23 protein-coding genes and 1 pseudogene are annotated in these 25,829 nt (G+C 75.4%); 8 read left to right on the top strand and 16 right to left on the bottom strand.

Going from position 1 to position 25,829, the window contains the following annotated elements; translation table 11 throughout:
- Nucleotides 1–95: 95 nt before the first annotated feature.
- Nucleotides 96–602: a DinB family protein gene (locus IEY96_RS20605; RefSeq protein ID WP_189196433.1), complete on the bottom strand. Its 507-nt coding sequence runs from the start codon at nucleotides 600–602 to the stop codon at nucleotides 96–98.
- A gap of 119 nt (nucleotides 603–721) precedes the next feature.
- On the opposite strand from IEY96_RS20605, the gene IEY96_RS20600 reads away from it, so the two are divergent.
- Together IEY96_RS20600 and IEY96_RS20595 are read left to right on the top strand one after the other, a co-directional pair.
- Nucleotides 722–1,612 carry a DUF72 domain-containing protein gene (locus IEY96_RS20600; RefSeq protein ID WP_189196432.1) on the top strand — a complete coding sequence of 297 codons (891 nt, stop codon included), beginning with the start codon at nucleotides 722–724 and terminating at the stop codon, nucleotides 1,610–1,612.
- Between the two features lie 60 nt (nucleotides 1,613–1,672).
- Nucleotides 1,673–1,876, top strand: a complete 204-nt coding sequence (locus tag IEY96_RS20595) for a GTPase activator (RefSeq protein WP_189196431.1) — start codon at nucleotides 1,673–1,675, stop codon at nucleotides 1,874–1,876.
- Nucleotides 1,877–1,960: 84 nt separating this feature from the next.
- Here IEY96_RS20595 and IEY96_RS20590 read toward each other — a convergent pair whose 3' ends face one another.
- The 12 genes and pseudogenes from IEY96_RS20590 to IEY96_RS20535 form a co-directional block, all read right to left on the bottom strand.
- Entirely contained in the window at nucleotides 1,961–2,353 is a 393-nt protein-coding gene (locus tag IEY96_RS20590; RefSeq protein ID WP_189196430.1) for a hypothetical protein, read from the bottom strand.
- Between the two features lie 131 nt (nucleotides 2,354–2,484).
- On the bottom strand, nucleotides 2,485–3,114 hold the full coding sequence (locus IEY96_RS20585) for a hypothetical protein (protein WP_189196429.1): 630 nt from the start codon (nucleotides 3,112–3,114) through the stop codon (nucleotides 2,485–2,487).
- 124 nt (nucleotides 3,115–3,238) lie between these two features.
- Complete coding sequence (locus IEY96_RS20580) at nucleotides 3,239–4,096, bottom strand: alpha/beta hydrolase family protein (RefSeq protein WP_189196428.1); 858 nt, start codon at nucleotides 4,094–4,096, stop codon at nucleotides 3,239–3,241.
- Between the two features lie 9 nt (nucleotides 4,097–4,105).
- On the bottom strand, nucleotides 4,106–5,101 hold the full coding sequence (locus IEY96_RS20575) for a glycosyltransferase family 9 protein (protein ID WP_189196427.1): 996 nt from the start codon (nucleotides 5,099–5,101) through the stop codon (nucleotides 4,106–4,108).
- On the bottom strand, nucleotides 5,098–5,793 hold the full coding sequence (locus IEY96_RS20570) for an SDR family oxidoreductase (protein WP_373293613.1): 696 nt from the start codon (nucleotides 5,791–5,793) through the stop codon (nucleotides 5,098–5,100). Before IEY96_RS20570 ends, IEY96_RS20575 begins: the two co-directional genes overlap by 4 nt.
- Complete coding sequence (locus IEY96_RS20565; RefSeq protein ID WP_189196426.1) at nucleotides 5,790–7,202, bottom strand: PfkB family carbohydrate kinase; 1,413 nt, start codon at nucleotides 7,200–7,202, stop codon at nucleotides 5,790–5,792. Before IEY96_RS20565 ends, IEY96_RS20570 begins: the two co-directional genes overlap by 4 nt.
- 284 nt (nucleotides 7,203–7,486) lie before the next feature.
- Nucleotides 7,487–8,053, bottom strand: a pseudogene (locus IEY96_RS20560) (D-sedoheptulose-7-phosphate isomerase); the annotation flags it as partial.
- On the bottom strand, nucleotides 8,053–9,270 hold the full coding sequence (locus tag IEY96_RS20555; RefSeq protein WP_189196425.1) for a glycosyltransferase: 1,218 nt from the start codon (nucleotides 9,268–9,270) through the stop codon (nucleotides 8,053–8,055). The gene IEY96_RS20555 and the pseudogene IEY96_RS20560, both read right to left, overlap by 1 nt.
- Entirely contained in the window at nucleotides 9,255–10,229 is a 975-nt protein-coding gene (locus tag IEY96_RS20550) for a glycosyltransferase (RefSeq protein ID WP_189196424.1), read from the bottom strand. The genes IEY96_RS20555 and IEY96_RS20550 overlap by 16 nt, the downstream gene beginning before the upstream one ends.
- 44 nt (nucleotides 10,230–10,273) lie before the next feature.
- The gene (locus tag IEY96_RS20545; protein ID WP_229791739.1) at nucleotides 10,274–11,851 is read right to left on the bottom strand and encodes an HAD-IIIA family hydrolase; all 1,578 of its coding nucleotides are present in this window, start codon (nucleotides 11,849–11,851) and stop codon (nucleotides 10,274–10,276) included.
- Between the two features lie 28 nt (nucleotides 11,852–11,879).
- Nucleotides 11,880–12,920: a glycosyltransferase family 2 protein gene (locus IEY96_RS20540; protein ID WP_189196422.1), complete on the bottom strand. Its 1,041-nt coding sequence runs from the start codon at nucleotides 12,918–12,920 to the stop codon at nucleotides 11,880–11,882.
- On the bottom strand, nucleotides 12,917–14,569 hold the full coding sequence (locus IEY96_RS20535; protein ID WP_189196421.1) for a carbamoyltransferase family protein: 1,653 nt from the start codon (nucleotides 14,567–14,569) through the stop codon (nucleotides 12,917–12,919). Before IEY96_RS20535 ends, IEY96_RS20540 begins: the two co-directional genes overlap by 4 nt.
- Before the next feature lie 202 nt (nucleotides 14,570–14,771).
- Between IEY96_RS20535 and IEY96_RS20530 the strand changes: the two genes are divergently transcribed.
- Both IEY96_RS20530 and IEY96_RS20525 read left to right on the top strand, forming a co-directional pair.
- The gene (locus tag IEY96_RS20530; RefSeq protein ID WP_189196420.1) at nucleotides 14,772–15,101 is read left to right on the top strand and encodes a cupin domain-containing protein; all 330 of its coding nucleotides are present in this window, start codon (nucleotides 14,772–14,774) and stop codon (nucleotides 15,099–15,101) included.
- A 158-nt stretch (nucleotides 15,102–15,259) separates the two neighbouring features.
- Nucleotides 15,260–15,937 carry a YwiC-like family protein gene (locus IEY96_RS20525; protein ID WP_229791738.1) on the top strand — a complete coding sequence of 226 codons (678 nt, stop codon included), beginning with the start codon at nucleotides 15,260–15,262 and terminating at the stop codon, nucleotides 15,935–15,937.
- 511 nt (nucleotides 15,938–16,448) lie between these two features.
- Here IEY96_RS20525 and IEY96_RS20520 read toward each other — a convergent pair.
- Entirely contained in the window at nucleotides 16,449–17,657 is a 1,209-nt protein-coding gene (locus IEY96_RS20520) for a globin domain-containing protein (RefSeq protein WP_229791737.1), read from the bottom strand.
- A gap of 160 nt (nucleotides 17,658–17,817) precedes the next feature.
- Here IEY96_RS20520 and IEY96_RS20515 point away from each other — a divergent pair, with 160 nt between their 5' ends.
- Entirely contained in the window at nucleotides 17,818–18,255 is a 438-nt protein-coding gene (locus IEY96_RS20515; protein ID WP_189196419.1) for an RrF2 family transcriptional regulator, read from the top strand.
- Nucleotides 18,255–18,887, top strand: a complete 633-nt coding sequence (locus IEY96_RS20510; protein WP_189196418.1) for a class I SAM-dependent methyltransferase — start codon at nucleotides 18,255–18,257, stop codon at nucleotides 18,885–18,887. The genes IEY96_RS20515 and IEY96_RS20510 overlap by 1 nt, the downstream gene beginning before the upstream one ends.
- A gap of 69 nt (nucleotides 18,888–18,956) precedes the next feature.
- Here the strand turns inward: IEY96_RS20510 and IEY96_RS20505 are convergent, their stop codons facing one another.
- Together IEY96_RS20505 and IEY96_RS20500 are read right to left on the bottom strand one after the other, a co-directional pair.
- Entirely contained in the window at nucleotides 18,957–20,213 is a 1,257-nt protein-coding gene (locus IEY96_RS20505; protein WP_189196417.1) for an SGNH/GDSL hydrolase family protein, read from the bottom strand.
- A 121-nt stretch (nucleotides 20,214–20,334) separates the two neighbouring features.
- On the bottom strand, nucleotides 20,335–20,994 hold the full coding sequence (locus tag IEY96_RS20500; RefSeq protein WP_229791736.1) for a class I SAM-dependent methyltransferase: 660 nt from the start codon (nucleotides 20,992–20,994) through the stop codon (nucleotides 20,335–20,337).
- A 202-nt stretch (nucleotides 20,995–21,196) separates the two neighbouring features.
- On the opposite strand from IEY96_RS20500, the gene IEY96_RS20495 reads away from it, so the two are divergent.
- Together IEY96_RS20495 and IEY96_RS20490 are read left to right on the top strand one after the other, a co-directional pair.
- Nucleotides 21,197–23,254, top strand: a complete 2,058-nt coding sequence (locus tag IEY96_RS20495; RefSeq protein ID WP_505837514.1) for a DNA gyrase/topoisomerase IV subunit B — start codon at nucleotides 21,197–21,199, stop codon at nucleotides 23,252–23,254.
- Between the two features lie 31 nt (nucleotides 23,255–23,285).
- On the top strand, nucleotides 23,286–25,775 hold the full coding sequence (locus IEY96_RS20490) for a DNA gyrase/topoisomerase IV subunit A (RefSeq protein ID WP_189196415.1): 2,490 nt from the start codon (nucleotides 23,286–23,288) through the stop codon (nucleotides 25,773–25,775).
- The last annotated feature ends 54 nt before the right edge of the window (nucleotides 25,776–25,829 follow it).

The following is a 25,829-nucleotide window of genomic DNA, read 5'->3' as shown; positions in this document are numbered from 1 at the left end:
TCGTGTCCCTCAGCGCCGCCACCGGTCGTGGCGTCACACGAGAAACCACCGCCTACCCCTGTTGGGGTGGGTGAGATCGGTCACCTCGCGGCCCGTCACCCCATGGTCTTCGCTCCGTCGATGGACTCGCGGATGATGTCGGCGTGCCCGGCGTGCTGCGCGGTCTCGGCGATGAGGTGCAGCAGCACCCGGCGCACCGTCCAGCTCGCGCCCGGCTCGAACCAGGGCGCGCTCGGCAACGGGTGCGCGGCGTCGAGGTCGAGGGTGGCGACCAGCCCGTCCGTCTCGGCGGCCACCCGGTCGAACTCGGCGAGAAGCCCGGCCAGGGTCTCGCCCTCGGTCATCCGGAACTGGCCGGCCCAGTCGACCGGCTCGCTCTGCATGGCCGCGGCGCCACCGACCGCGAACCGCAGCCACCGGTGCTCGGTGCCGGCCACGTGCTTGATGAGGCCACCGAGACAGAGCTCGCTGGCCGTGCTGCGCCGCGCGGCCTGCTCGTCGTCGAGACCCGCCACGGTCTGCCGGAGGAAGCCGCGGTGCCGCTGGAGGGTGGCGAGCAGATCGGCCCGCTCGCCGGTGAGGACCTGATCGGAGACGCTCATGCCGCCTGCCTTTCGTCGAGACCCGGGGACACCGTACGGCCCACCGCCGACACTTTCCCGGTTCCACACCGGACCGTCCCGGGTTGCCGATTCGTCCGGATCGCGGTGCACTGAATTACATGGGTGTCATCAAGGTGGGCACGTCCTCCTGGGCCGACCAGATGCTGGTCCGCTCCGGCTGGTATCCCCGCGCGGCCAACACCCCGGCCGGTCGCCTCGGCTGGTACGCGGAGCACTTCGGTCTGGTCGAGGTGGACACGTCGTACTACGCGATCCCGGCGCCGGAGACCGTCGAGGGCTGGGCGGCCGCCACCCCGCCCGGCTTCACCTTCGACGTCAAGGCGTTCCGCCTCTTCACCGGGCACCACACCCCGGTCGACGCGCTGCCCCGGGAGCTGCGCCCCGCCGGCGGCCCGAGCCGGATCCGCTGGCGGGACCTGTCCGCCGGGGCGTACGACGAACTCTGGGACCGGTTCCAGGCGGCGCTGGCGCCGCTCGCGGCGGCCGACCGGCTCGGCGCCGTGCTGCTCCAGTTCCCACCCTGGCTGGCCCGCGGCGACGCGGCCAAGCGGCGGATCCTGTCCGCGGCCCTCCGCTGCCGGCCCTGGCCGGTCAGCGTCGAGCTGCGGCACTCCTCCTGGTTCACCGAGGACGCCGTGGTGGACACGGTGACGTTCCTGCGCGAGCACGGGCTCGGGTACGTCTGCGTGGACATGCCCCAGGGGCACGCCTCCTCGGTGCCGCCGATCCTCGTCGCCACCACCGACCTCGCGGTGGTGCGGTTCCACGGGCACAGCACCGCCTGGGAGAGCGGCGACAAGCAGGACAAATTCCGCTACGCCTACGGCGAGGAGGAGCTGCGGCGCTGGTCCGTGCTGCTGCGCGAGCTGGCCGACCAGTGCGCCGAGCTGCACGTGCTGCTCAACAACTGCTGCGGCGACCAGGCCCAACGGGACGCCGGCCGGCTCGCCGGGCTGCTCGGCGTCGCACCCGCCGCCGCCCGGGCCTGAGGTTTCCGCCGCAACCTCCCGGGTACCGGCGGTGCCGAGGGACGACAGCGAGGGGGACGCGTGGACGAGCGGCGGGACGAGCCCGGTGGCCTGGCCCGGGACGACCGGGATCCCCGGGCGACCCGGGAGGCCGAGGAGGCGCACGGCGGCAGCATGGCCCCGGGTCTGGTGGACGACACCGGCCACCCGGTGGCCGAACCGCCCGTGCCGGACAACGAGCCGTCGGCGCTGGGCCGGCCGGGGGAGGACGGCACCGGTTCCTGAACGGACGGGCCGACGCCCGGGGCGGTGAGGCGCCCCGGGCGTCGGTCGTCTTCGGGTCCGCATCGCCGCGCCGGGCGGTGCGGGTCAGCCGCGCCAGCTGACCCCTTCGGGGCGCATGCCGGTGGCCTCCTCCAGCGCGTTGTCCCCGAGGTCCCCGTCGGCGCGGTCGTCGGGAAAGGTCCGTCCGGACGGCGCCGGATCCGGCGGCGCGCCGGGTCCCGCCTCGGTGGTCCGGGTGGGTTCCACCGGGCCGAACCCGTGCCGGCCGGCCTTCGGCCCGCCCGGCCCGGCGCCCGCCGCCCGGCGTTCGCCCCGCCGGCCCTCGGGGACGGCGGTCTCCTCGCTGCCCTCGTCCATCGGGTCGTCCTCGCCCGCGCCCCACGGCGGGTCCGCGTCGAAGCCGTCGGTGGTGCCCCACGGCGTGGCCGCCTCGGGCCCCCGCCCCTCGCCCCTACCCGATCGGTCCTTGCTGGTCATGGCCACCTCACCTGGCTGGATTCCCCGTGCCCGCGTTGATTGCCCGCCACCGGTCCGGTCATGCGCCGGACCCCGGGTGCGCCGCGCGGCCGGCGCCCCACCCGGATGTGGGCCGCCGGCCGCGGGACGGATCACCGACCGGCCATGGCCATCGGTCGTTTGGTCGCGCCCATCCCGGCCATCTTGCCGATCGCCGCGGGGGCGCTCGCCAGTCCGCCGGCCCGGCCGAGCAGGCCCCGGAACACCTGTCCGGGCTTCTGCTGCTCACCCATGTACGCCGACACCACCACCAGAGCGCCGGTCATCGCCGGGATGGCCCACTGGAGCAGCTTCATCTGCCGCTGCGAGGACGCGACGTTCGCCGGCGTCTGGTAGCTGGGCTCGGTGGTCCCCTCGACGGGCGGCCCGCCCGCCTTCTGCAGCCGCATGCCGAGCAGCCGGCTGTAGCCGGTCACGGCCAGCGCGCCCACGGTCAGCGCGGTCTTGATCGTGCTCATCTTCGCCACCCCGGCCTGGCTGGCCACCCGTGGGCTCTCGGTCACCAGCTCGCCGACCGCGCCGGCCAGGTGCGCGCCGATCGCCGCCGCGTTGACCGGGGTCCACCGCGCCCAGCCGGCCGAGGCGACCGGCAGCCGCTGGGTCGAGTCGTCGATCTTTGCCGCCGCGCCGTTGACGCCGAGCGCGCCCATCAGTGAGCCGCCGAACCAGGCCGCCAGGCCCAGATCGTGCATCGAGCGCAACGCGGTGTGCCGTTCGGACATCTGATCCCCCTCCGCCGTGTTCGGGCGGTGCGGCTTACCCACCTTCGGCGCGGCTACGCACGCGTTTTCCGGGCGGCGGATCCGCCCGCCCGATTCCGGCCCGGGCGTCCGGCGCGTCCCGGGATCAGCGCCGCGGCAGCGCGGCGGCGAACGCGGCGACCCGGGCGGCCAGCGGGGCGGCGGCGCGTACCCAGGTGAAATGGTCCAGCGGGGCGCCCGCCTCGGCGACGGTGTAGCGGTGCCGGGTCACCGGGGCGGCGGCGAGCTTGCCGCAGAGGTGGTCCAGCGTCTCGTGCGGCATGTACTGGTCGTCGTCGACGCTGACCGCGAGCACCGGCGTGCGGACCCGCCGGACGGCCGCCTCGGCGTCCACCCCGTCGAGCACCGGGAAGCGGCCGGTCCGGGCGGTGTACGCCCAGTCCCGGATCACCCCGCGCGCCTGCCGGCCGCCGAACCCCCAGCCCGGCCAGACGCCGAGCAGCCGGGCGACCGCCGCGATGCCCTGGGTGTACGGCAGCACGCCCCAGCCGCGCAGCCCCGGGTACCCCCGCCACCAGGGGATGCCCACCGCCACCAGGGCCAGCCCGTCCACCCGGTCGGCGTCGTGCAGCGCCTGGTGCAGCACCGCGACCTGCCCGCCCAGCGAGTGCCCGAGCAGCAGCCGGGTCCGGCCGTCCAGCCGGGGCTTGAGCGCGTCGAGCACCGCGCCGACATCGGTGGCCAGCTCGGCGTAGCCGTACCGGCAGCTGCGGGCGGGGGTCGGCGTGCTCTCGCCGGTGCCGCGCAGGTCGACCACCACGACGGCCAGCCCGGCCTCGCGCAACGCGGCGGCGAACGGCCGGTAGTAGCGGGCGCGGACCCCCATGGCGGGCCAGATCACCACCACCGGCGCGCCGGGTGGCCCGTCCGGCTCCGGGTGGACCTGGACGCCGATCCGCGCCCCGTCGACCTCAACGAACTCCTGCGTGTAGTCCCCGCTCACCGGCTCAGCCTACGGCCGGAAGCTACCGGCGGGTAGCAAGGGGTCCGCCGCCTGCGCCGGGATCCGGCGCCCGACCACCGACCGCGCGGCCACGGTCACCCGGTCCACGGCCGCCAGCACCGCCGCCACGTCCAGCTCGGCCAGCGCCGGGTGCACCGCCGGGCCGTCCCCGGCCCGGCGCGGTCCGACCCAGAGCGCCTCGTGCCACGGCCGGTCCGGCGGCGGCCCCCACCATCCGGGCGGCACCGGGCCGAAGAGCAGCACCGACGGGGTGCCGAAGGCGGTGGCCAGGTGACCGACCCCGGTGTCTCCGCACAGCACCAGGCGGGCGTGGGCGACCAGCGCGGCCAGCTCGCCGACGTCGGTCGCGCCGGCCAGCACGGCGTCGCCCGGCAACCCGGCCCGGCGGGCCACCTCGGCGGCGATGTCCCGCTCGCCGGGACCGCCGGTGACCACCACCCGGTGGCCCCGCCCGGACAGCTCCCGCGCCACCGCGGCGAAGCGCTCCGGCGGCCAGCGCCGCTGCGCCGCCTTGGCGCCCGGATGCACCACCGTCACCCCGGTCGGCAGCCCACCGGCCTCGGGCCGGCGCAGCGCCAGGTCGGTGCGGTCGGCGGGGATGCCGTACCAGCCCAGCATCCGGCACCACCGGTCCACCTCGTGCTCCTCGGCCCGCCACGGTGGACCGTCGTGCCACCCGGCGTCGGCGTTGGCGAAGGCCAGCAGCCGCCGCGGCCGGGCCCCGGCCAGCATCCGGTGCGACTGCGGCCCCCGGCCGTGCAGGTTCACCGCCACCGCGGGCTGCGGGCCGGACCACCCGAGGTGGCCCAGCCCGTCCGCGAAGACCTGCCGGTCCACGACCCCGATGAGGTCCACCAGCGGCGCCAGCCAGCGCGGCGCGACCAGCGCCAGCTCGGCACCGGGGTACGCGGCACGCAGCGCGCGCAGCGCCGGCACCCCGGTGGCGAGGTCGCCGACGCCGAGCGCCCGGAGCACGAGGATCACGGGTACGAGGACTCCTGCTCGGCGCAGACCACCAGCTCGCGTACCGCGCAGCCGGGCGGCTGGGAGAGGGCGAACATGACCGCCTCGGCGGTGTCCGCCGGGTCGTTGAGGATCGCGTCCGGGCCGGGCCGGTACCGCTCGTCCCGGTCGTCGAAGAACGCCGTCCGCATGCCGCCCGGGATCAGCAGCGTGACGCCGACCGTCCCGGCCAGTTCGGCGGCGAGCGCCCGGGTGAACCCGACCACCCCGAACTTCGCCGCGCAGTACGCCGTCGCGTCGCTGACCGCCTTGACGCCCAGCGTCGACGCCACGGTCACCACCGTGCCGTGCGCCCGCTCCAGGTACGGCACTGCGGCCCGGATCACCGCGGCGGTGCCGAGCAGGTTGATGGTCACGATCCGGTCCCAGGTCGCGCCGTCCACGTCGGCCAGCCGGCCGGGCACGTCCATGCCGGCGGCGGTCACCACGCCGTCCAGCCCGCCGGCCTGCTCGGCGAGCTGCCGGGTGGCCGCCTCGGCGGCCCGGGTGTCGGCCAGGTCGCACTCGACCCAGGGCACCCCGTCGGCCGGCGCCTGCCGGTCCAGCACGTACGGCCGTCCGCCGGCCTTGGCCACCGCGGTCACCACCGCCGCGCCCAGGCCGCTCGACCCGCCGGTGACCAGAATGGCCCGACCGTTCATGTCCCTGCTCATACTGCTCCCTTGACGAGGTGGAGGCCGCGCTGGCGCGCGGCCGAGATGGTGCCGGTGGTGGACCGGCCGGCCAGGAAGGGCACGGTGACGACCCGCCCGCCCCAGCGGCGCACCAGCTCCGCCTCGGGCAGCTCGGGCGCGCCGTCCCCGGCGTAGTCGCCGCCCTTGACCCACACGTCCGGGCGCAGCCGGGCGAGCACCTGGTGCGGGGTGGGCTCGTCGAAGACCACCACGGCGTCGACGCAGTCCAGGGCGGCCAGCAGCCGGGCCCGGTCCTGCTCCGGGTGGACGGGGCGCTCCGGCCCCTTGAGGCCCCGGACGCTGCGGTCGGAGTTGAGGCAGACGACCAGGCAGTCGCCCAGGCGGCGGGCCGCCTGGAGGGTGGCCAGGTGCCCGGCGTGGAGGATGTCGAAGCAGCCGCCCGTGGCGACCACCGTGCCCCCGTCGGCGCGTACCTCGGCCGCCAGCTCCTCGGCGGTACGCGGGGCGGACGGCGTGGGCCGCGGCTCCGGCGTCCGGTGCAGCCCGGCCGCCCCGCCGGCCGCCACGTACGCGGACGCGGCCGCGACCGCCGCCTCCACCGCCTCGGCGGTCGACGCGCCGTCGCCCAGCGCCAGCGCGGCGGTGGCGGCGAACCGGTCCCCGGCGCCGCAGGTGTCCTCCACGTGCTCCACGGTGGACGGCGGCGGCACGACCAGCGGGGTGCTGCCGGAGTGGCAGAGCACGGCGCCGTCCGGACCCATGGTCACGGCGACCGCGCTGACCCGCCACCGGCGGCGCAGCTCGTGCCCGGCCCGGGTGGCGGTGGAGAGCCCCGAGCCGGTGCCCGCGTCCCCGGTGAGCCCGCGCAGCTCGCCGAGGTTCGGTGTGGTCAGCCGGGCCCCGGCCACCGCGGCCGGGCCGCGCGGGTGCGGGTCCCAGACCACCGGGGCGGGCGTCTCGGCCAGCGCGGCGCGCAGCGCGGGTTGCCGGGCCAGGCCGCGACCGTAGTCGCTGACCAGGATGGCCCGGGCCCGGGAGAGCAGCTCGAGAACCGCCTCCGAGGGCTGGCCCGGCGCCTGCGGCTCGCCGCCCCGGTCCAGCCGGAGCAGGGTCTGCCCGCCGGCGCGGAGCCGGATCTTCTCGGCCGTCGCGCCGGGCAGGCGCATCGGGTAGACCGCCACCCCCGCCTCGGTCAGCAGTTCGGCGAGGCGCGCCCCGCCGGCGTCGTCGGCGAGCGCGGTGACCAGCGCCACCTCGGTGTCCGGGGCGACGGCGAGCAGCGCGGCCAGTCCGGCCCCGCCGGGCCGGTCGGTCGCCGTGCGCTCGTCCAGCACGGGCACCGGGGCGTCCGGGCAGATCCGGCTGACCGCGCCCGTCACGTCCCGGTCCAGCAGCGCGTCGCCGACCACCACGAGCGGCCCGCTCACGGCTCCACCCACCCGGTGCCGGTGGAGCGGTTCCGGCCGTGCCCGTTGCCGTTGGCACCGGCGTGCCCGTTGCGGCCGTGCCCGTTCGCGTGCTGGGCGCCGGTGAACGGCGCCACGCCGTCCACCGTGGCCAGGACCAGGCCGTCCCGGCCCGCCCCGTCGTGCCGGTCACGGCCGTCGTGCGCCGCCGCCGGCTGGGCGGGGCGCGGGGCCGGCGGGGCCCACCGGGCGTACGTGCCGGCCCGCGGCGCCGGCACCGACGCGGTCGGCAGCTGCCGGATCAGCGGCAGCGCCTGGTCGACGTACTCGCACAGCACGTGCGTGGAGACCAGGTGCAGCTCCTGCACGACCTGGCTGTCCGGGGACGGCACGGCGAGCACGTCGTGGCACACGTCGGCGAGCGGGTTGGGGGCGGGGCCGGTGAAGGCCCAGCAGCGCAGGCCGGTGTCGTGTCCGGCGCGGGCGGCGGTGAGGAGGTTGGTGCTGGTGCCGCTGGTGGACATGAGCAGGAGGATGTCGTCGGGTCGGCCGTGGGCGCGGACCTGGCGGGCGAAGACCTCGTCGTAGCCGTAGTCGTTGCCGATGGCGGTGAGGGCGGAGGTTTCGGCGTGCAGGGCGATGGCGGACAGTGGTTCGCGGTCGTCGCGGAGCTTGCCGACGAGTTCGGCGGTGAGGTGCTGGGCCTCGGCGGCGCTGCCGCCGTTGCCGGCGACCAGCAGCCGGCCGCCCCGGGCCAGCGTCCAGGCCAGCTCGGTGCCCCAGCCGGCCAGCCGCTCGGCCTCCCGCCGGTACGGCAGCAGCGCCGCGGCCAGCCCGGACAGGTGGGCGTCGAGGGTGTCGTCGTGGCTCATCAGGCCACCGCCGGCGCCGGCCGGGAGGCCGTGGTCAGCGTGGCGTAGACCGCGCCGAGCTGTTCGGCGCAGCGCTTCCAGGAGTACCGGCTGCGGATCCGGTCCAGCGCCGCCGTGGCGTACGCGAACCGCCGCACCTTGTCGGCCAGCAGCCGGCGCAGCGCGGTGCCGAGCGCGCGGGGGTCGCGCGGCGGCACGAGGTCACCGGTGAGCCCGTCCACGACGGTGTCGGCGATACCGCCCACGTTCGTGCCGACCACCGGCACCCCGCAGGCCATCCCCTCCAGGGGAGTGAGCCCGAACGGCTCGTACCAGGGGGCGGCGACCAGCACGTCCGCCGAGCGGTACCAGGCGCCCATCTCCTCGCGCGGCACCGCGCCGACCAGCTTCACCCGGTCGGCCACGCCGCACGACTCGGCCAGCGCGGAGAGCCGCCGGGCGAACGAGTCGGCCGCGAGCAGGTCGGCCGGCGGGCCGCCGACCACCACGCACTCGGCGTCCGGCACCGCGGGCAGCGCCCGGACCACCTCCAGGAAGCCCTTGCGCTCGACCATCCGGCCGACGGTGAGGATGCGGGGGCGGGCCGGGTCGCGCGGGGCGACCGGGCCGTCGGGACGGAACACCGCCTGGTTGACACCGGACGGGACCAGCGCCATCCGGGACCGGGGCACGCCCATCCGGACCAGCTCGGCGACCTCGTCCTCGCACTGCACGATCACCCGGTCCACGGCCCGGCCGAGCGTCCGCTCGTAGCCGATCCGCCCTGGTGGACTGGTGTCCTTCGCGCCCTGGTGCCGGCGCTTGACCGTGCCGAGCGCGTGGTAGGTCAGCACCGTGGGCACCCCGGTCCGCCGGCCGGCGTGCACCGTGGCCAGCCCGCTCATCCAGAAGTGCGCGTGCGCCACGTCCGGGGTCCAGCCGCCGCGCCGCCAGGTGTCGGCCAGCCAGCTGCCGAACTCGCCCATGTACGGCAGCAGCTCGTCCTTCGGCACCCGGTGGGCCGGGCCGGCCGGCACGTGGCACACCTGGTAGCCGTCCGCGGTGGCCACCGCCTCGGGCAGGGCGGTGGAGTCCCGACGGGTGTAGACGCGGACGTCGTGCCCCTCGCCGACCAGCGCGGCCGCGAGTTCCGCCACGTGGGTGTTCTGCCCGCCGGCGTCCTCCTCGCCGAGGACGGCGAGCGGGCTGGCGTGCTCCGAAATCATCGCGATGCGCATGTCTCCTCCTCCATGAGCCGGTCCCAGTCGGCGAGGAACCGGTCGAGCCCGAAGCGTTCCTTCGTCACCTCGCGTGCCCGCGCCCCCAGCCGGTACGCCGCGTCGCGGTCCTCGGCGAGCCAGCGGGCCGCCTCGATGAGGGTGTCCACGCGGGTGGACAGCACCCCCGCGTCGGGCGGCACGGCGTCCACGGCCTCGGTGGTGGCCAGCGCGACCACCGGCATGCCGATGGTCATCGCCTCGATCAGGCTCAGCCCGAGCGACGTCCAGCGGCACAGGTGCAGGTACGCCCGCCGCCGGGCCACCTCGGCGTGCATCCGCTCCTGCGGCAGGTCGTCGTGCGTGGCCAGCCGATCCGCCGGCAGCCCGAGCCGCTCGGGCAGCCCGGCCACCCCCATGCCGAAGACGTCCAGCGGGGCGACCGCGGCGAAGCGCGGCATCAGGTCGGTGCCGGTGACCCGCCAGCGGCGTACCGGCTCGTTGGTGACCACGGCGAGCCGGTCCAGCTCGCCGGTCCACTCCACCTTCGGCGGCACGATGCCGTGTTCGACGACTGCGGTGCGGGTGCCGCCGTTGTCCCAGAACAGCTCGTTGAAGTGGGTGACGTGGGTGAGCAGCAGGTCGTCCCGGTCGGCCATCGGGTGGCGGGTGTCCGGCACGTCGCCCTTCGGGGTGTTGTGCTCGACGTAGATCGCCGGCAGGTCCCGGCCGGGCCGGCGGCCCAGCCACCGCTCGGCCAGCTCCAGCTCCTCGGGCCGTTGCAGGACGACCAGGTCGACCTCGGTCCGTCCGAGCTCCTCCGGGGTCACCTCGACGGCGTTCTCCGGCCAGGCGTAGGTGCGCGCCCGGCCCAGCCCGTACGGGCCGCGGTCGGGCGTGACCGGCACCAGGTACCGGTGTCTCCCGTGGACGAACGACGTGGTCCAGGAGCCGTGCACGTGCCAGAGCAGAACGTTCATCTCTCTCCTCGTCGGCGGCGGGGCGGGGCGGGGTTCGGGTGGATTCAGCCGGGGGCGAGCCGGCGGACGGCGGCGACCACCTGGGCGGGGTCGACGCCGCTCAGGCAGGGATGCCCGGGGACGGGGCAGCGGGCCGCGCGGGTGTCCCGGCAGGCCGCCCCGGCGTCGCCGAGACGGACCGTCGGCACCCGGTAGGGCGCCCACTGGCCGAACGGGACGGTCGGGGCGAAGAGACTGACCACCGGGGTGCCGAGGGCGGCCGCGAGGTGGGCCGGCCCGGTGTTGCCGACGACCAGGCAGCGGGCCCCGGCGAGGATCCGGGCGAGGCCGGCCAGGTCGCTCGTCCCGCCGAGGTCGGTGCCGCCGGCGGCGGCGACCCGGGCGGTCAGCTCCCGTTCACCGGGCCCACCGGTGACGAGCACCCGGTGCCCGTCGGCGGCGAGCGCGGCCACGATCTCGGCGCAGCGCTCGGGCGGGCAGGCCCGGGCCGGCACCGACGCGCCGGGGTGCACCACCAGGTAGTCGCCGGCGGGCAGGTCGACGGCGGGCGCGGGCAGGTCGGCGCGGAGCCGCAGCACCGGCTCGTCGCCGGCGGCCAGGGCGAAGCCGGCCGCGGCGGCCAGGGAGAGCGCCCGCTCCGGCTCGGGCACCCCGACCGGCACCCGGTGCCGGACGTCCAGCAGGGATCCGGGGTAGTCGTCGCTGATCGCGCTGATCCGGGGCACGCCGGCCATCCGCAGCAGCAGGGCGAGGGGGAGCGGCGACTGGTGGAACGAGGTGAAGACGACCGCCTCGTCGGCCCCCACCACGGCCAGCCGCGCGGTGAGCCGGCGCATGTCGTCGGGGTCCACCGGCTCGGGGGAACCGTCGATCCAGGGCAGCGGCCATTCGATGATCTCGTCGACGCCGGGCAGCAGCTCCGCGGCCGCCCGGCCGCGTGGCCCGCAGAGCAGCACCACCCGTTCCGCCCCGGCCGCCACCGCGCGGATGCCGGGGCCGGTGACCAGGACGTCGCCGGCCGAGTCGCTGCGCACCACCAGGACCGTGCCGGCCCGCCCGGTACGCGGCACCACCGGCCGTACCGCCCGGTCCCGGCGCAGGATCTCGGCCACCGCGCCGGGCAGGTCCCGGGCGACGGCCGGCGCCTCGGCGACCTCCTCGGTGCGGGTGACCGGGGTCGGCACCAGGATGCCGGTGGCTCCGGCGGCGAGCGCGGCGGCCATGTCGCGGCCGATGTCGCCGACCAGCACGCAGCGCCGGGGCGCGGTGTCGAGCGCCCGGGCGGCCTCGTGCACCAGCCCCGGGGCCGGCTTGCGGCAGGCGCAGCCGTCGGTGTCGTCGTGCGGGCAGATCGCCCAGTGGTCGAAGGGGCCGAGCAGCTCCTCGATCCGGGCGTGCACCGCGTGCATCTGGCGCTCGGTGAAGTAGCCCCGGGCCAGGCCGGACTGGTTGGTCACCACGGCCAGCCGGAGCCCGGCCGCGCGCAGCCGGTCCAGCGCCTCGCGGGCGCCGGGCAGCGGTCGGACCTTCTCCGGGTCGCCGTTGTAGGGCACGTCCTCGACCAGGGTGCCGTCACGGTCGAGCAGCACCGCGTCGTACAGGGCGGTACCGGATGGGGTCATGGCCGAGAAGTTGCCCTGGGACAAGGACCTAAACATCCCGTCCCGCCCTCGGGACCGGCGCCGTGACCACGGCACCGGAGGGGACGGCGCGGGCGCGCCACCAGCCGCGTACCCAGTGGACGACCGCGAGCGGCGGGATGAGCGCGCTGGTCACCAGCATGGTGGCGACCTCGTCGGGGGTGCGCGGGCCGGGCGCGACGCGGGCCCGGGTGAACTCGGCGGTGCCGGCCGCCCAGCCGAGCGCGGCCAGGCCGCCGAGCACGTCGAGCGCCCGCCGGGCGCGGGGAGAGCGCAGGGGAGCGGCGCGCAGCGCCGCGGCGGCCAGAGCCACGGTGCCGGCCGCGGTGACCGCCATGTGCCGGGGCCGCCGCCCCGGGGGCAGGTCGAGGTCGGCGCGCCAGTCGCGGCCGTAGAGCCGGCGCAGCAGCGCGTCGTCGGCGTTGCCGCGCTGGGTGCGCAGGCTGACCCAGCGGCCCTCCGGCCGGACCGGATGGGTGACCCGGCGCCGGCCCTGAACCAGGTGCCAGCCGGCGCGCCGGACCCGGTGGGCCAGCTCGGCGTCCTCCCGGTAGGCGCGGGGGAAGCGTTCGTCGAAACCGCCGACGGCGGCCAGGGCCGTCCGGCGGTAGGCCATGTCCGCGGTGATCCACTTCCCCTCGGCCAGGCCGGCGGTGCCGCGCTCCCAGTCCGTGGGGCGCCGGTGCGCGGGCAGCGGTACGTCCACGACGCCCTGCACGCCGCCGGTCCCGCCGGGCACCGCGAGGTCGGCGCGCAACCGCCGGACCCAGCCCGGCGCCGGCACCACGTCGTCGTCGAGGAAGACCACCCACTCGCCGCGCGCGGCCCGCCAGCCCAGGTTGCGGGCCGCCGCCGGGCCCGCGCCGCGCCCGGTCAGCACCTTCGTGTACGCCGCGAGCGCCCCCGGCACGGCCAGCTCGCCGGTGTCGTCGCGCCGGTCGTCGACCAGCAGCAGCTCGGCCCCGGGCAGCTCGTCGAGCTGGCCGGTCAGGGCGTCGAGCAGGGTGGCCAGGCTGGGCCGCCCCAGCGTGGGCACCACCACGCTGATCATCGGGCGCCGCCCAACGCGCGGCGGTGCACCGCGAACGGGCCGAGGGCGAGCAGGTCCACCGGGGCGGAGCCGAACAGCTCCATGGCCTCGCGCGGGGTGTCCACCATGGGCCGCCCGGCGGTGTTCAGCGAGGTGTTCACCACCACCGGCAGCCCGGTGCGCCGCTCGAACTCGGCCAGCAGCTCGGCCACCACCGGTTCGGTCTCCGGGTGCACGGTCTGCACCCGGGCGGTCCCGTCGACGTGGGTGACCGCCGGGATCCGGTCCCGCCACTCCGGCTTCACCCGGTGCACGAAGAGCATGTACGGGCTGGGGTACACCCCGTCGAACAGCTCCGCGAAGCGTTCCGCGCGGACCATCGGGGCGATCGGCCGGAACTGCTCGCGGCCCTTGACGTCGTTCATCCGGCGGGTGGTGTCCGGGTCGCCGGGGTGGGCCAGCAGGGACCGGTGGCCGAGCGCCCGCGGGCCGTACTCGCTGCGCCCCTGGTACCAGGCGACGATCCCGTTGTCGGCGAGCACCCGGGCCGCCTCGGCGGCGATCGACGCCGGCCGGGTGTACGGCAGCGCCGCCCGGCGCAGCTCCGCCTCCAGCTCCTCGTCCGACCAGCCCCGGCCCAGGTCGGCGCCGGCCATCGGGACGGACCGGTCGCCCAGCTCGCCGGCCACGTGCAGCGCGGCGCCGAGCGCGGTGCCCGCGTCGCCGGCCGCCGGCTGCACCCAGATGTCCCGGTACGGCCCCTCGGCCGCGAGCCGGGCGTTGGCCACGCAGTTCAACGCCACCCCGCCGGCCATGGCCAGGGTGGTGGCGCCGCCGGAGGCGTCGTACAGCCAGCGGGACAGGTCCAGGACGACCTCCTCGAGCCGCGCCTGCACGCTGGACGCCAGGTCGGCGTGCTCCTCGGCCAGCTCGCCGCCGGCGGCGACCGCCTTGGCCATGCTCGTCCAGTCGATCCGCTCGACCTGGAAGCCGCCGTCGTCGGTGACCCGGACCAGGTCGCGGAGCAGGCCCAGGTGCCGGGGCTGCCCGTAGGAGGCCAGCGCCATCACCTTGTACTCGTCGCTGGAGTGCAGGAAGCCCAGGTGCCGGGTGAGGTCCTCGTAGAGCAGGCCGAGCGAGTGGGGCAGCTGCTGGGAGTGCAGCGGCGACAGCCGGCCGTCGCGGTAGACGCCGGCCAGGTGGCTGGCCACCTCGCCGCGGCCGTCGAGCACCAGCACCGCGGTGTCGTCGCCGGCCGGCGGGGCGGCCAGGCCGGCGGAGGCCGCGTGCGCGACGTGGTGCGGCACGAACCGCACCTTCTCCGGGTCGAGCCCGGGCAGGGCGGCGGCCAGGAACTGCGGGGCCCGCCGGGCGTAGTCGACCCGCAGCCAGTCCCAGGGGTCGCTGAGGCCCAGCTCAGCCGAGTCGCGGCAGAGGCCGGGGTCGAAGGAGTACGCGACCGCGTCGAGGCCGTCCACGTCGATCCCGGCGCTGGCCAGGCACCACGCGGCGGACAGCTCGGGCAGCTCCCAGGCGGAGAAGGGGACCGGCCGCTTGCCGTGCTTGCGGCGGCTGAACCGCTCCTCTTCGGCGGCGGCCACCACCCGGCCGTCGACCACCAGGGCGGCCGCGGGGTCGTGGAAGATCGCGTTGATTCCAAGGACGCGCATGGGTGGTCCGTACCCTGGCGACCACTACCTAACCTGTAGATCATCGACTTCTCGGAGAGGTCGAATCTCCGTTGTGGAGTTTCCAATTCGGGACCAAAGCCCCTGGTCGGGGCGGTGAGAAGCGGCGAAGCTGGGCAAAGCGGCGCAGTGGGCTCCAGCGCCCCCCGCACCCGCAACGATCCGACCGGGAGGTGTTTGTACCGTGTCCCCGTTCGCACTGTCCGTGCTCGCCGAGGAGCAGCTCACCCTGGCCCGGGCCACCGACAGCGGGCGCAGCGCCCGAACCCTGCACGGCGGTCCGACCACCCGGCTGCGCCAGACGCTGGTCGCGCTGGTCGCCGGCCACGCCCTTGCGGAGCACGCCAGCCCCGGCGACGCGACGCTCCAGGTGCTGCGCGGACGGGTCCGCCTGGTCGCCGACGACCGCTCCTGGCCGGGCTCGGCGGGAGACCTGCTGGTGATCCCGGACGCCCACCACTCGCTGCACGCCGACGAGGACGCGGTGGTGCTGCTCACGGTCGCCCGCGGATGAGCGCCGTCCGGCCGTTGCGCTCCACGGGGCACCGCGCCCGCCGCCGACCCCGCCTCCCGTCAGCCCGCCGCCGATCCCGCTTCCGGTCGGCTGACCGTGCGGCCCGGTCGGCCGGCCGGCGGCACCGCTGGCTGCCGCCGCAGCACGGTGCCTGGGCGATGCTGCTCCTGCCGTACCTCGCGGCGGTCGGCGTGACCGGTCCACGCTGGCCGCACCTGCCCGTGCTCGGCGTCGGGCTCGCCGGTTACCTGTTCTCGTACTACGCCCTGCTCGCGGTGAAGACCGGCCGCACCGACCGGGTACGCCCGCAACTACTGGTCTACGGCGGGGCGACCGCGCTGCTCGGGGCGCCGGTGCTGCTCGCCCGCCCCGCCGTCCTCGGCTACGTCCCGCTCTACGCCGTGCTGCTCGCGGTCAACGTCGGCCACGCCCGGCGTCGCCGCGAACGGGCCCTGCTCAACGACCTCGCCTCGGTGGCGCAGAGCCTGCTCATGGTGTTCCTGGTGGCCACCGTGGCCGAGGTCCCGCCGGCCGACATGGTCGGGGTGGCGGCGGCGGTCGGCACGTACCTGGTCGGCACGGTGCTCTACGTCAAGACGATGATCCGGGAGCGCGGGAGCGCCCGGTACCGGTGGGCCTCGCTGGCGTACCACCTGGTGGCGCTCGTGGTGGCGGTGGCCGCCGGATGGGGGCCGGCGCTGGCGGCGGTCTTCGCGCTGTTGCTGCTCCGGGCGGGGGTGCTGCCCGGCCGGCGGCTCACCCCGGTGCGGGTCGGACTGATCGAGATGGTCGGCACCCTGCTGGTCCTCGCCGCGGTGGTCACCCGCTGGGCCTGACCGGGCACGCAGCCCCGCCGTCAGCAACGCCCCCGCACCGACCACACGCGAGGGCTGGCCTGCGGCACGCCGGATGTCCCGATGCCGCCCCCCGGGGCCGGGTCCCGCGACCCTGAGTGACTGCCGCCTCCGACGACCGCGGTTACGAAGCGTGATGGCTCTGCTGTTGGCCGCATCCGGGGTGACCGCCAGCAGCCGCTGGCTGAGCAGCGAAAACCCGCGTCGTGGCTCCCCCCGCCCCACCACCTCCCTGCCGCCTTTGCTCTGCAGCCCTATACGCAGCGGCAACCCTCCGTGATCGATGCGTATGGGGCTGCAGAGCAAAGCGAGTCTGGCAGGGGTGCCGAGGTGGGGGCAGTCCTTACGGAGCGTGGCCACAGTTGGCGTGTGGTGGGGCCGGTCGTCGTGCGAGCCGGGTGGCGGGTCGGACCAGGACGGGCTCTCCGGGATGGCGCGGGGCCGGTGTCGGGCGCTGCCCGACACCGGCCCCGGTCGCCGCGGTCGACGAGCCTCAGCGCAGCATGCCCGGACCGAACACCTCGTACGCGATCCGCTCGGCCGGCACGCCACGGCGCAGCAGGCCGCCCCGGACCAGGGTCATGAAGGGCACCGGCCCGCACAGGTGCACGTACGCGTCGGGGGCGAGCGGGACCAGCGCCGGGTCGACGAGCCCCTCGGCGATCTCCGCCTTGATCCCGGCCAGTTCGGCGCCGGCGGCGTCCTCGTACCAGAGGCGCACCGACAGGTTCGGCAGCCGCTCCTGGAGCGCGGGCAGTTCGTGGCGCAGCGCGTGCGCGGCGCCGCTCCTGTCGGCGTGCACCAACGTCACCGGCCGCTCGGGCTCGGTGGAGGCCAGGTGCGCCAGCGCCGACATGGCCGGGGTCAGCCCGATGCCGGCGCTGACCAGCAGCAGCGGCTCTCCGCCGCCGAGGGCGCTGACCTCGCCGAACGGCGGGCTGAGCCGGAGCGTTTCGCCGACGGCCACCCGCTCGTGCAGAAAACCGGAGACCATGCCGTCGGGCGCGCCGCCGGTGCCGCGTACCCGCTTCACGGTGATCCGCCAGTGGTCGGCGCCGGGCCGGCCGGAGAGGCTGTACTGCCGGATCTGCTGGCCACGACCGCCGTCCAGGTCGACGGCGACGGAGGTGTACTGACCGGCGGTGAAGCCGGGCACCGGACCGCCGTCGGCGGGGACCAGGGTGAACGACACCACGTCGGGGGTCTCCGCCGTCTTGTCCGTGACCCGCCAGTCGCGCCACACCGACCCGTTCTCCGGCACCCCGGCCTCGGTGTAGAGGCGCGCCTCCCGGGCGACCAGCTCGCAGGCCAGCAGCCAGTACACCTCGTCCCAGGCCGCCGCGACCTCGGGGGTGATCGCCTCGCCGAGCACCTCGGCCACCGCGGCCATCAGGTGCCGGCCGACGATCGTGTACTGGGTGGCGGTGATCCCCAGGGAGACGTGCTTGTGCGCGATCCGGTCCAGAATCGGCCCCCACGGCACCGTGCTGCCCCCGGTCAGGTGCTCGGCGTACGCGACCACGGCGCCGGCAAGCGCCGCCTTCTGCGTGCCGGTGGCCTGGTTGCTCCGGTTGAAGATGTTCAGAAGCTCCGGGTGGGCGGCGAACATGCGCTGGTAGAACCGGCCGGTGATCGCCTCGCCGTGTGCCTGCACGGCGGGCAGGGTCGCCGTCACCACCGCTGCTGAGGATTCCGAAAGCACGATTACTCCTTGTGGCGTCGAACTGGTCGATCCCCACTGAACAGGAGTTCAAAATTCCTCTTCAGGGTCGAAGGTCCCGGGGCCGCGGTAGCGCTCGTCACACTCCGGAACGGCGGTTCGACCCGTGTCGCGACGAGCGACCGCTGGCTAGGGTCGAGGCGTGAAGCTCAACCGGTCGACCGACATGGCGCTGCGCATCGCCATGCTGACCGCCGCCTCCCCGGCCCGGACGACCGTGGACGAGCTCGCCACCCAACTCGCGCTCCCGCGCAGCCACGTGGCCAAGGTGGTGCAGCGGTTGCAGCGGATCGGCGTGCTGGTCACCATCCGGGGCCGCTCCGGCGGGGTGGCCTTCGCCGAGCACGCCGGAGAGCTGACCGTGGGCCACGTGGTCCGGGCCTTCGAGGGCGACGACGAGGTGGTCAACTGCGAGCAGCCGGCCTGCCCGCTGATCGCCGGCTGCCGGCTGCGCGGCGAGTTGCGCCGGGCCCAGGCCGCCTTCCTCGCCGTGCTCGACGGCGTACGCCTCGGCGACCTGGCCGACGGCGCGGCCGGTCCGCTGCTGCTCGCCCTCGGCGCCCCACCGGTGCCTACCTGATGGCCGTCTCGAATCCGATCTTCGCCCGGGTCTTCGCCCGGGCCAGCGTCGCCATGGACCGGGCCGGCGCCGCCGAGCACCGGCGCCGCCTGGTGGCCGGGTTGCGCGGCCGGGTGGTCGAGGTGGGCGCCGGCAACGGGCGGAACCTGCCGCACTATCCGCCGGCCGTGACCGGGGTGCTCGCCGTGGAGCCGGAGCCCCGGTTGCGCGCCGCCCTCCAGGCCGCCGCGCCCGACGCCCCGGTGCCGGTGACCGTGGCCGCCGGCCTGGCGGAGGCCCTGCCGGTCGCCGACGCGAGCGCCGACGCGGTGGTGCTGTCGCTGGTGCTCTGCTCGGTGCCCGACCAGGCGGTGGCGCTGCGCGAGGCGCGCCGGGTGCTCCGGCCGGGCGGGCAGCTCCGCTTCTACGAGCACGTCGTCGCGGAGACCCCCGGGCTGCGCCGGGTCCAGCGCGCGGCGGACGCCACGCTCTGGCCGCTGTGCTGCGCCGGCTGCCACACGGCGCGGGACACCGTGGCGGCGATCCGGGCGGCCGGCTTCACGGTGGTCGAGCTGGACCGGTTCCGGTTCCCGCCGACCGGGATCCCGGGTCCCGCGGCACCGCACGTGCTCGGCACGGCCGTGTGCCCCTGAGCCCTGCCTCCGGGCTCCGGCCCGACCCGTCGTGGGGCGCCCCCGACCGGGGACGCCCCACGACGCGGGTCAGCTCACCGTGATCGTGCCGTCCGGGGCGCGGACGCAGGACACCGCCCGGGCGCCGGTCGCGGCGGCGCCGGTCAGGCAGCGGCCGAGCACCCGGTGGCCGGCGGCGCTCGGGTGCCAGGACTCCTGGCAGGTCTGGAAGTAGGTGCCGCAGGCGTTCGCGATCCGCTGGATGTCGAGCTTGTCGTAGCCGGAGAGGCTGGTCACGAAGACACCGGTCGGGCCGTCCATGAGCCGGATCGGGGTGGCCAGGGCGTTGCCCGGGCTGCCCGCCGACTCGCAGAGCCGGGCGCCGTCGAAGGCGCGCTGCACGTTGAGGTAGACCAGGTCGTCCTGCGGGAACTCGGCGGCCAGGGTGGTCCGGACCGAGCTGACCAGAGTGCCGAGGCCCTGGGAGAAGCGCTGGCCCGGCGCGAGGCTGCCCCGGTGGATCGGGCAGCCGGCCGCGTACCGCTCGGCGCCGAGGGCGCGGAACTTGTCCCGGGTGTCGTCCCGGTCGTCCTCGGTCCAGTAGGGCGAGGCGAGGTCGGTGGGGAGCGGGTTGGTGTAGTCCTGGAACACCACGCGGTGCTGGCCGTCGGCGTCGACCTGGTCGAGGGTGGTGAGCAGTTGCCGGACCGCCGTGGTGGTCTCCGCGGTCGCGGCGCTGAACTGCGCGGCGGTGGCCAGGTCGGCGTCCGTGCACGGCTCCTGCTCGACCGGCCCGCCGAGGTACGCCCAGAACTCCCACCAGCCGGTCCAGGCGTCGGCGATGAAGCGGTTGGCGCACTTCTCCGCCACGCTGCCGAAGGTGAACGAGCTGTTGTTCGAGCCGAGGCCGACGAGCACCAGGTCGATGTCGTGGGTCCGCGCCACCGCCCGGAGCTGGTCGAGCTGGGCGCTGACCTGCCGGCCCTTGGTCCGGGTCGCGGAGGCGCCGGCGATGTCGTAGGGCTGCCCGCCCGAGCAGGCCAGGTTGAAGCGGGCCGCGATGTCCGGCAGGTCGGCCTGGAAGAGTGAGGCGTTCGGCGAGCGGTGGCAGAAGTACGCGTTGCTGTTCGGCGCCGACCAGCCGGGGAAGCCCTGGGCGACCCCGTTGACGTCGACCACCGGCGCGTACGCCCCGGCGCCCTCGCCACTGATGAAGCTGTCGCCCAGCGCCACCGCGGCGGTGGGCAGGGCGGCCGTGGCGGGCCCGGCGGGCGCCACGGCGGCCGGCAGCGCCACCGCGGCGACGGCCAGCGCCGCAGCGAGCGCGGCACGACGGAACAGGGACATGGCCCGACCCCCTCACACATCGAAATGTGAAAGATCCTCTGAGGAGGCGATCAGACCATGGCCGTGTGACGCACGTCAATGGCCCGACGCGCGGGGCGCGTCGGGCGGTGGGCGGGGTGGATCAGGCGGGCCGGCGGAACTCCGCGCGCCAGCGGAGCCCGCCGTCCGGGGCGATGATCTCCTCGGTCCGTGCCGGGACGAGCGGCCCGGCGGCGAAGGCGTCCAGCTCGGCCCGGGTCAGCGGCCAGGGCGGTCCCTCGACCTCCTCCTCGTCGTCGCGCCGGCCGGCCGCGATCACCAGCAGGGTCCCGCCGGGTGCGACCAGCGGGCCCACCGCCGGGATCGCCCGCGCCCGGATCCCGGCCGGCAGGGCCTGCACGTTCATGCTCTCCAGCACCAGGTCGAACCCGTCGAGCCAGGCGTCCGGCGGGTCGAGGAGGTCGGCGGTCTCGTACCGGACCGGAGAGCCGGCATGGCGGCGGCGGGCGGTCCGCACCGCGGTGGGGGAGATGTCGAAGGCGACGGTGGCGAAGCCCAGCCGGGCCAGGTGCTCGGCGTCCCGGCCGAAGCCGCAGCCGACCACCAGGGCGCGGCGGCCGGCCGCGTCCGGCCGGGCCCGGTCGGTCCACTCGGCGAGCAGCGAGTGCGGGGTGTCCCGGTCCCACGGCACCACGGCCGCGCCCCGTTCGGCCTCGGCGTAGAGCCGCTCGAAGCGGTCGCCCGGGTCGTCCCCGGCGGCCGTCGGGGAAGACATCCGGCTGTTCACGGCGTTGTCCCGCACGGACGCCTCCTCGCTCCAGCCCCCTCACCGAGGGCGGTGGCACAGACCGCCCGGAGCCTAACCGGACAACGCACCGCACGGGTGCCACAGCTCTGTCGGAGCGCCGGGCTAGGCTCGCTGCGGCGCGCCGCCCGTGGCGATCGAGTTGGGGAATCGACACGGTGACCGGCACCACACCGCCGAGACCTGGGAGTACGACCAGTTGACCGCACAGCCTGAGACCCTGTACGGGGCCGACGACCTGACGCACCTGGAGGGCCTCGATGCCGTCCGGAAGCGCCCCGGCATGTACATCGGCTCGACCGACAGCCGTGGCGTGGGTCACCTCGTCAACGAGATCCTCGACAACTCGACCGACGAGGGTGTCGGGGGTCACGCCACGAAGGTCGACGTGATCCTGCACGCCGACGGCTCGGTTCGGGTGGACGACGACGGTCGCGGCATCCCGACCGACGTGCACGCGAAGTCCGGCATCTCCGGCGTGGAGCTGGTGCTGACCCGGCTGCACGCGGGCGGCAAGTTCGGCGGCTCCGGCTACAAGACCTCCGGCGGCCTGCACGGCGTGGGCGCCTCGGCGGTCAACGCGCTCTCCCGGCGGTTCGACGTCACCGTCCGCCGCGGCGGCAAGGTCCACGCGATGTCGTTCCGCCACGGCGTACCCGGGATCTTCGACGGCGACGGCCCGGACGCGCCGTTCACCCCGGGCCCCGGCCTGCAGATCGTCGGCGCCATGAAGCGCGGCCAGCGCACCGGCACCTCGATCCGCTGGTGGCACGACCCGCGCTACTTCGAGACCGGCGCCGCGCTCGACACCGAGGCGGTCCGGCTCAAGCTGCGCAACACCGCCTTCCTGGTGCCCGGCGTGGCCTACCGGCTGCGCGACGAGACCGGCGAGAAGGCCGTCGAGGAGAGCTTCCACTTCCCCAACGGCCTCACCGACATGGTGGAATACCTCGCCCCGGCCGGCGACCGCCCGGTCTCGGGCACCCTTCTGGTCACCGGCGAGGGGACCTACCGGGAGAACGCCGCGGACGCCAACGGCGTCATGCAGTCCAACGTGCAGCGCCGGGCCGAGGTCGAGGTGGCGTTCCGCTGGGGCACCGGCTACGAGCGCACCGTCGAGTGTTTCACCAACACCATCCGCAACGCCCACGGCGGCACCCACCGCAAGGGCTTCGAGCGGGCCCTGGCCCGCACCCTGGCGGAGGCCGCCCGCAACACCCGTGGCCTGCTCAAGCCCAAGGAGGACGCGCCCACCCTGGACGACGTCCTGGAGGGCATGACCGCCGTGGTGCACGTGCGGATCCCGGAGCCGCAGTTCACCTCGCAGACCAAGGACGAGCTCTCCACCGCGGGCATCACCAAGGTGCTCCAGGGCCTCGTCGAGGCGCACCTCAAGGCGTGGCTGGAGGACCGGAAGACCAAGGCCGAGGCCCGGACGGTGCTCCAGAAGATCGTCGACGCGGCCCGGGTCCGGCTCACCCAGAAGCAGCAGAAGGACGCCGCCCGGCGCAAGACCGCCCTGGAGGGCGCGTCGATGCCGGCCAAGCTGGTCGACTGCCGGGCCACCGGGGTGGACCGCAGCGAGCTGTTCATCGTCGAGGGCGACAGCGCGCTCGGCACCAGCCGGATGGCCCGCTCCTCGGAATACCAGGCCCTGCTGCCGATCCGCGGCAAGATCCTCAACGTGCAGAAGGCGAACCTCCAGCAGGTGCTGGACAACGCCGAGTGCGCGGCGATCGTGCAGGTGCTCGGCGCCGGCTCGGGGCGTACCTTCGACCTCTCCGCGCTGCGCTACGGCCGGGTGCTCATCATGGCCGACGCGGACGTGGACGGCGCGCACATCCGGACCCTGCTCATCACGCTCTTCGCCCGCTACATGCGACCGCTGATCGAGGCGGGCCGGCTCTACGCGGCCATGCCGCCCCTGCACAAGATCACCACAAAGGGGCGCAACCCGCAGACCGTCTACACCTACACCCAGGCCGAGATGGAGGCGACGGTCCGCAAGCTGGAGAAGGCCGGCAAGCAGATCGTCACGCCCATCCCGCGGTTCAAGGGTCTCGGTGAGATGGACGCGGACGAGCTCTGGGAGACGACCATGAACCCGGCCACCCGGGCGGTCCGCCGGATCACCCTCGACGACGTCGAGGCCGCCGAGCGGATCCTCGAGCTGCTCATGGGGGAGAAGGTCGAGCCCCGCCGCAACTGGCTCATCGACTCGGCCGACCGCGTCGACCGCGACGCCATCGACGCCTGACCACCGGGTTCTTCGAAGGGAAAGCTGAACCATGGCACGCCGCAAGGACGACCGCGCCAAGGCGGACCTCTCCGCCTTCGACCAGGCCGGCGCCCGGGTCTTCGACAACCCGCTGGTCACCGAGGTCTCGGACTCCTACCTGGAGTACGCCTTCTCGGTCATCCACTCCCGGGCCCTGCCGGACGCTCGCGACGGGCTCAAGCCGGTGCACCGGCGCATCCTCTGGTCCATGTACGAGCAGGGCCACCGCCCCGACCGGGGCCACGTGAAGTCGGCCCGGATCGTCGGCGACGTGATGGGTAAGTACCACCCGCACGGCGACGCGGCGATCTACGACGCGATGGTCCGGCTCGCCCAGGACTTCTCGCTCAACGTGCCGCTCATCGACGGGCACGGCAACTTCGGCTCGCCCGACGACGGCCCGGCCGCCGCCCGCTACACCGAGGCGCGGATGTCCCGCGAGGCCATGCTGCTCGTCGGCGAGCTGGGCGAGGACACCGTCGACGTCGAGCCCAACTACGACGGCTCGCTGACCCAGCCCACCGTGCTGCCGGCGGCCTTCCCCAACCTGCTGGTCAACGGCGCGTCCGGGATCGCGGTCGGGATGGCCACCAACATGATCCCGCACAACCTGGCCGAGGTGGTCCAGGCGGCTCGCTGGCTGATCAACCACCCGGACGCCACGCTGGACAAGCTCATGGAGTTCGTCCCCGGCCCCGACCTGCCCACCGGCGGGCTGCTGCTCGGCCTCGACGAGGTGCGCCGGGCGTACGAGACCGGGCGCGGCGTCGTGCGGATGCGCGCCCGGGTGGAGACCGGCCCGCTGGAGGGCAGCCGGGGCCGGCAGGCCATCACGGTCACCGAGCTGCCCTACGGGGTGGGCGCGGAGAAGGTCATCGCGGCCATCACCAACGAGGTCAACAAGACCAAGCGGCTGACCGGCATCGCCGACGTCAAGGACCTCACCGACCGGGAGAACGGCACCCGGCTGGTCGTCGAGTGCAAGGTCGGGGTCAACCCGCAGGCGCTGCTGGCCGACCTCTACCGGCTCACCCCGCTGGAGCAGTCCTTCGGCGTGAACAACCTGGTCCTGGTGGACGGCCAGCCGCAGACCCTGGGCCTCAAGCAGCTGCTGGAGGTCTTCCTGGCCCACCGCTACGAGGTGGTGACCCGGCGCAGCGCGTACCGCAAGCGCAAGCGCGAGGAGCGGCTGCACCTGGTCGACGGCCTGCTGATCGCCCTGCTCGACATCGACAAGGTGGTCAAGCTGATCCGGGCCAGCGAGGACGCCCAGGCCGCCAAGGACGGCCTGATGCAGAAGTTCAAGCTCTCCGAGATCCAGGCCACCTACATCCTGGACACCCCGCTGCGCCGGCTCACGAAGTACGACCGGCTGGAGCTGGAGGCCGAGCAGGAGAAGCTGCGCGGCGAGATCGCCGAGCTGTCGAAGATCCTCGACGACCCGAAGGTGCTGCGGAAGCTGGTCTCCGACGAGCTGGCCGCCGTGGTGAAGCAGTCCGGCGCCGACCGCCGCACCACCCTGGTCGACGGCGACCTCAAGGAGGTCCTGGCGGCCTCCGTGCCGGCCGGCCCGCTGGAGGTCGCCGACGACCCCTGCCAGGTCATCCTCTCCGCCACCGGGCTGGTCGCCCGGACCGCGGCCGAGTCGGAGGAGGCCGCCGAGGCGCGCCGGCGCAGCGGCCGGGTCAAGCACGACGCGGTACGCGCCGTGGTGCACTCCACCGCCCGCGGCCGGGTGCTCCTGGTGACCAGCGCCGGGCGGGCCTTCAAGATCGACGTGCTCCCGCTGCCGGTGCTGCCCGAGCAGTCCGGCACGGTGTCGCTGCGCGGCGGCATGTCCGCGGCCGAACTGGTGCCGCTGGAGCCCGGCGAGACGGTCGTCGGGCTGGCCCCGCTCGGCCCGTCCGCCGAGGGCTCACCCGGTTTGGCGCTCGGCACCCGGCACGGCGTGGTGAAGGTCTGCGCGCCCGAGTGGCCGGTCCGCTCGGACGAGTTCGAGGTGATCTCGCTGCGCGACGGCGACGAGGTGGTCGGGGCGACCTGGCTCACCGACGGGGCGGAGACCCTGGCGTTCGTCTCGTCGGAGGCGTCACTGCTGCGCTTCGCGGCGTCCGTGGTCCGGCCGCAGGGCATCAAGGGCGGCGGCATGGCCGGCATCAACCTGCCGGCCGGGGCGCGGGTGGTCTTCTTCGGCGCGATCCGCACCGACGACCCGGGTCACGGCGAGCCCATGGTGGTCACCTCGACGGGCGCCACGGTCAAGGTGACGCCCTTCAAGGCGTACCCGGCGAAGGGGCGGGCGACCGGCGGCGTGCGCGCCCAGCGGTTCCTCAAGGGCGAGCTGGACCTGGCCGTGGCCTGGATCGGCCCGCGCCCGGTCGGCGCCACCGCCACCGGCGACGCGGTCGAGCTGCCGCCGGCCGACCCCCGCCGCGACGGCTCCGGCTTCGCGGTGATGCTCGGCCCCACGGTGATCGGCCACCAGATCGACCGCGACTGACCCGACCCGCGGCGGCCCGGCGGCACCACCGCCGGGCCGCTGCCGTCCCACCAC

Origin of the sequence: Micromonospora fulviviridis, assembly GCF_014648395.1 — a bacterium.
Classification (GTDB): Bacteria; Actinomycetota; Actinomycetes; order Mycobacteriales; family Micromonosporaceae; genus Micromonospora; species Micromonospora fulviviridis.
The sequence above is the reverse complement of the archived record's forward strand: the minus strand, read 5'-3'. Positions and strand labels throughout refer to the sequence as shown.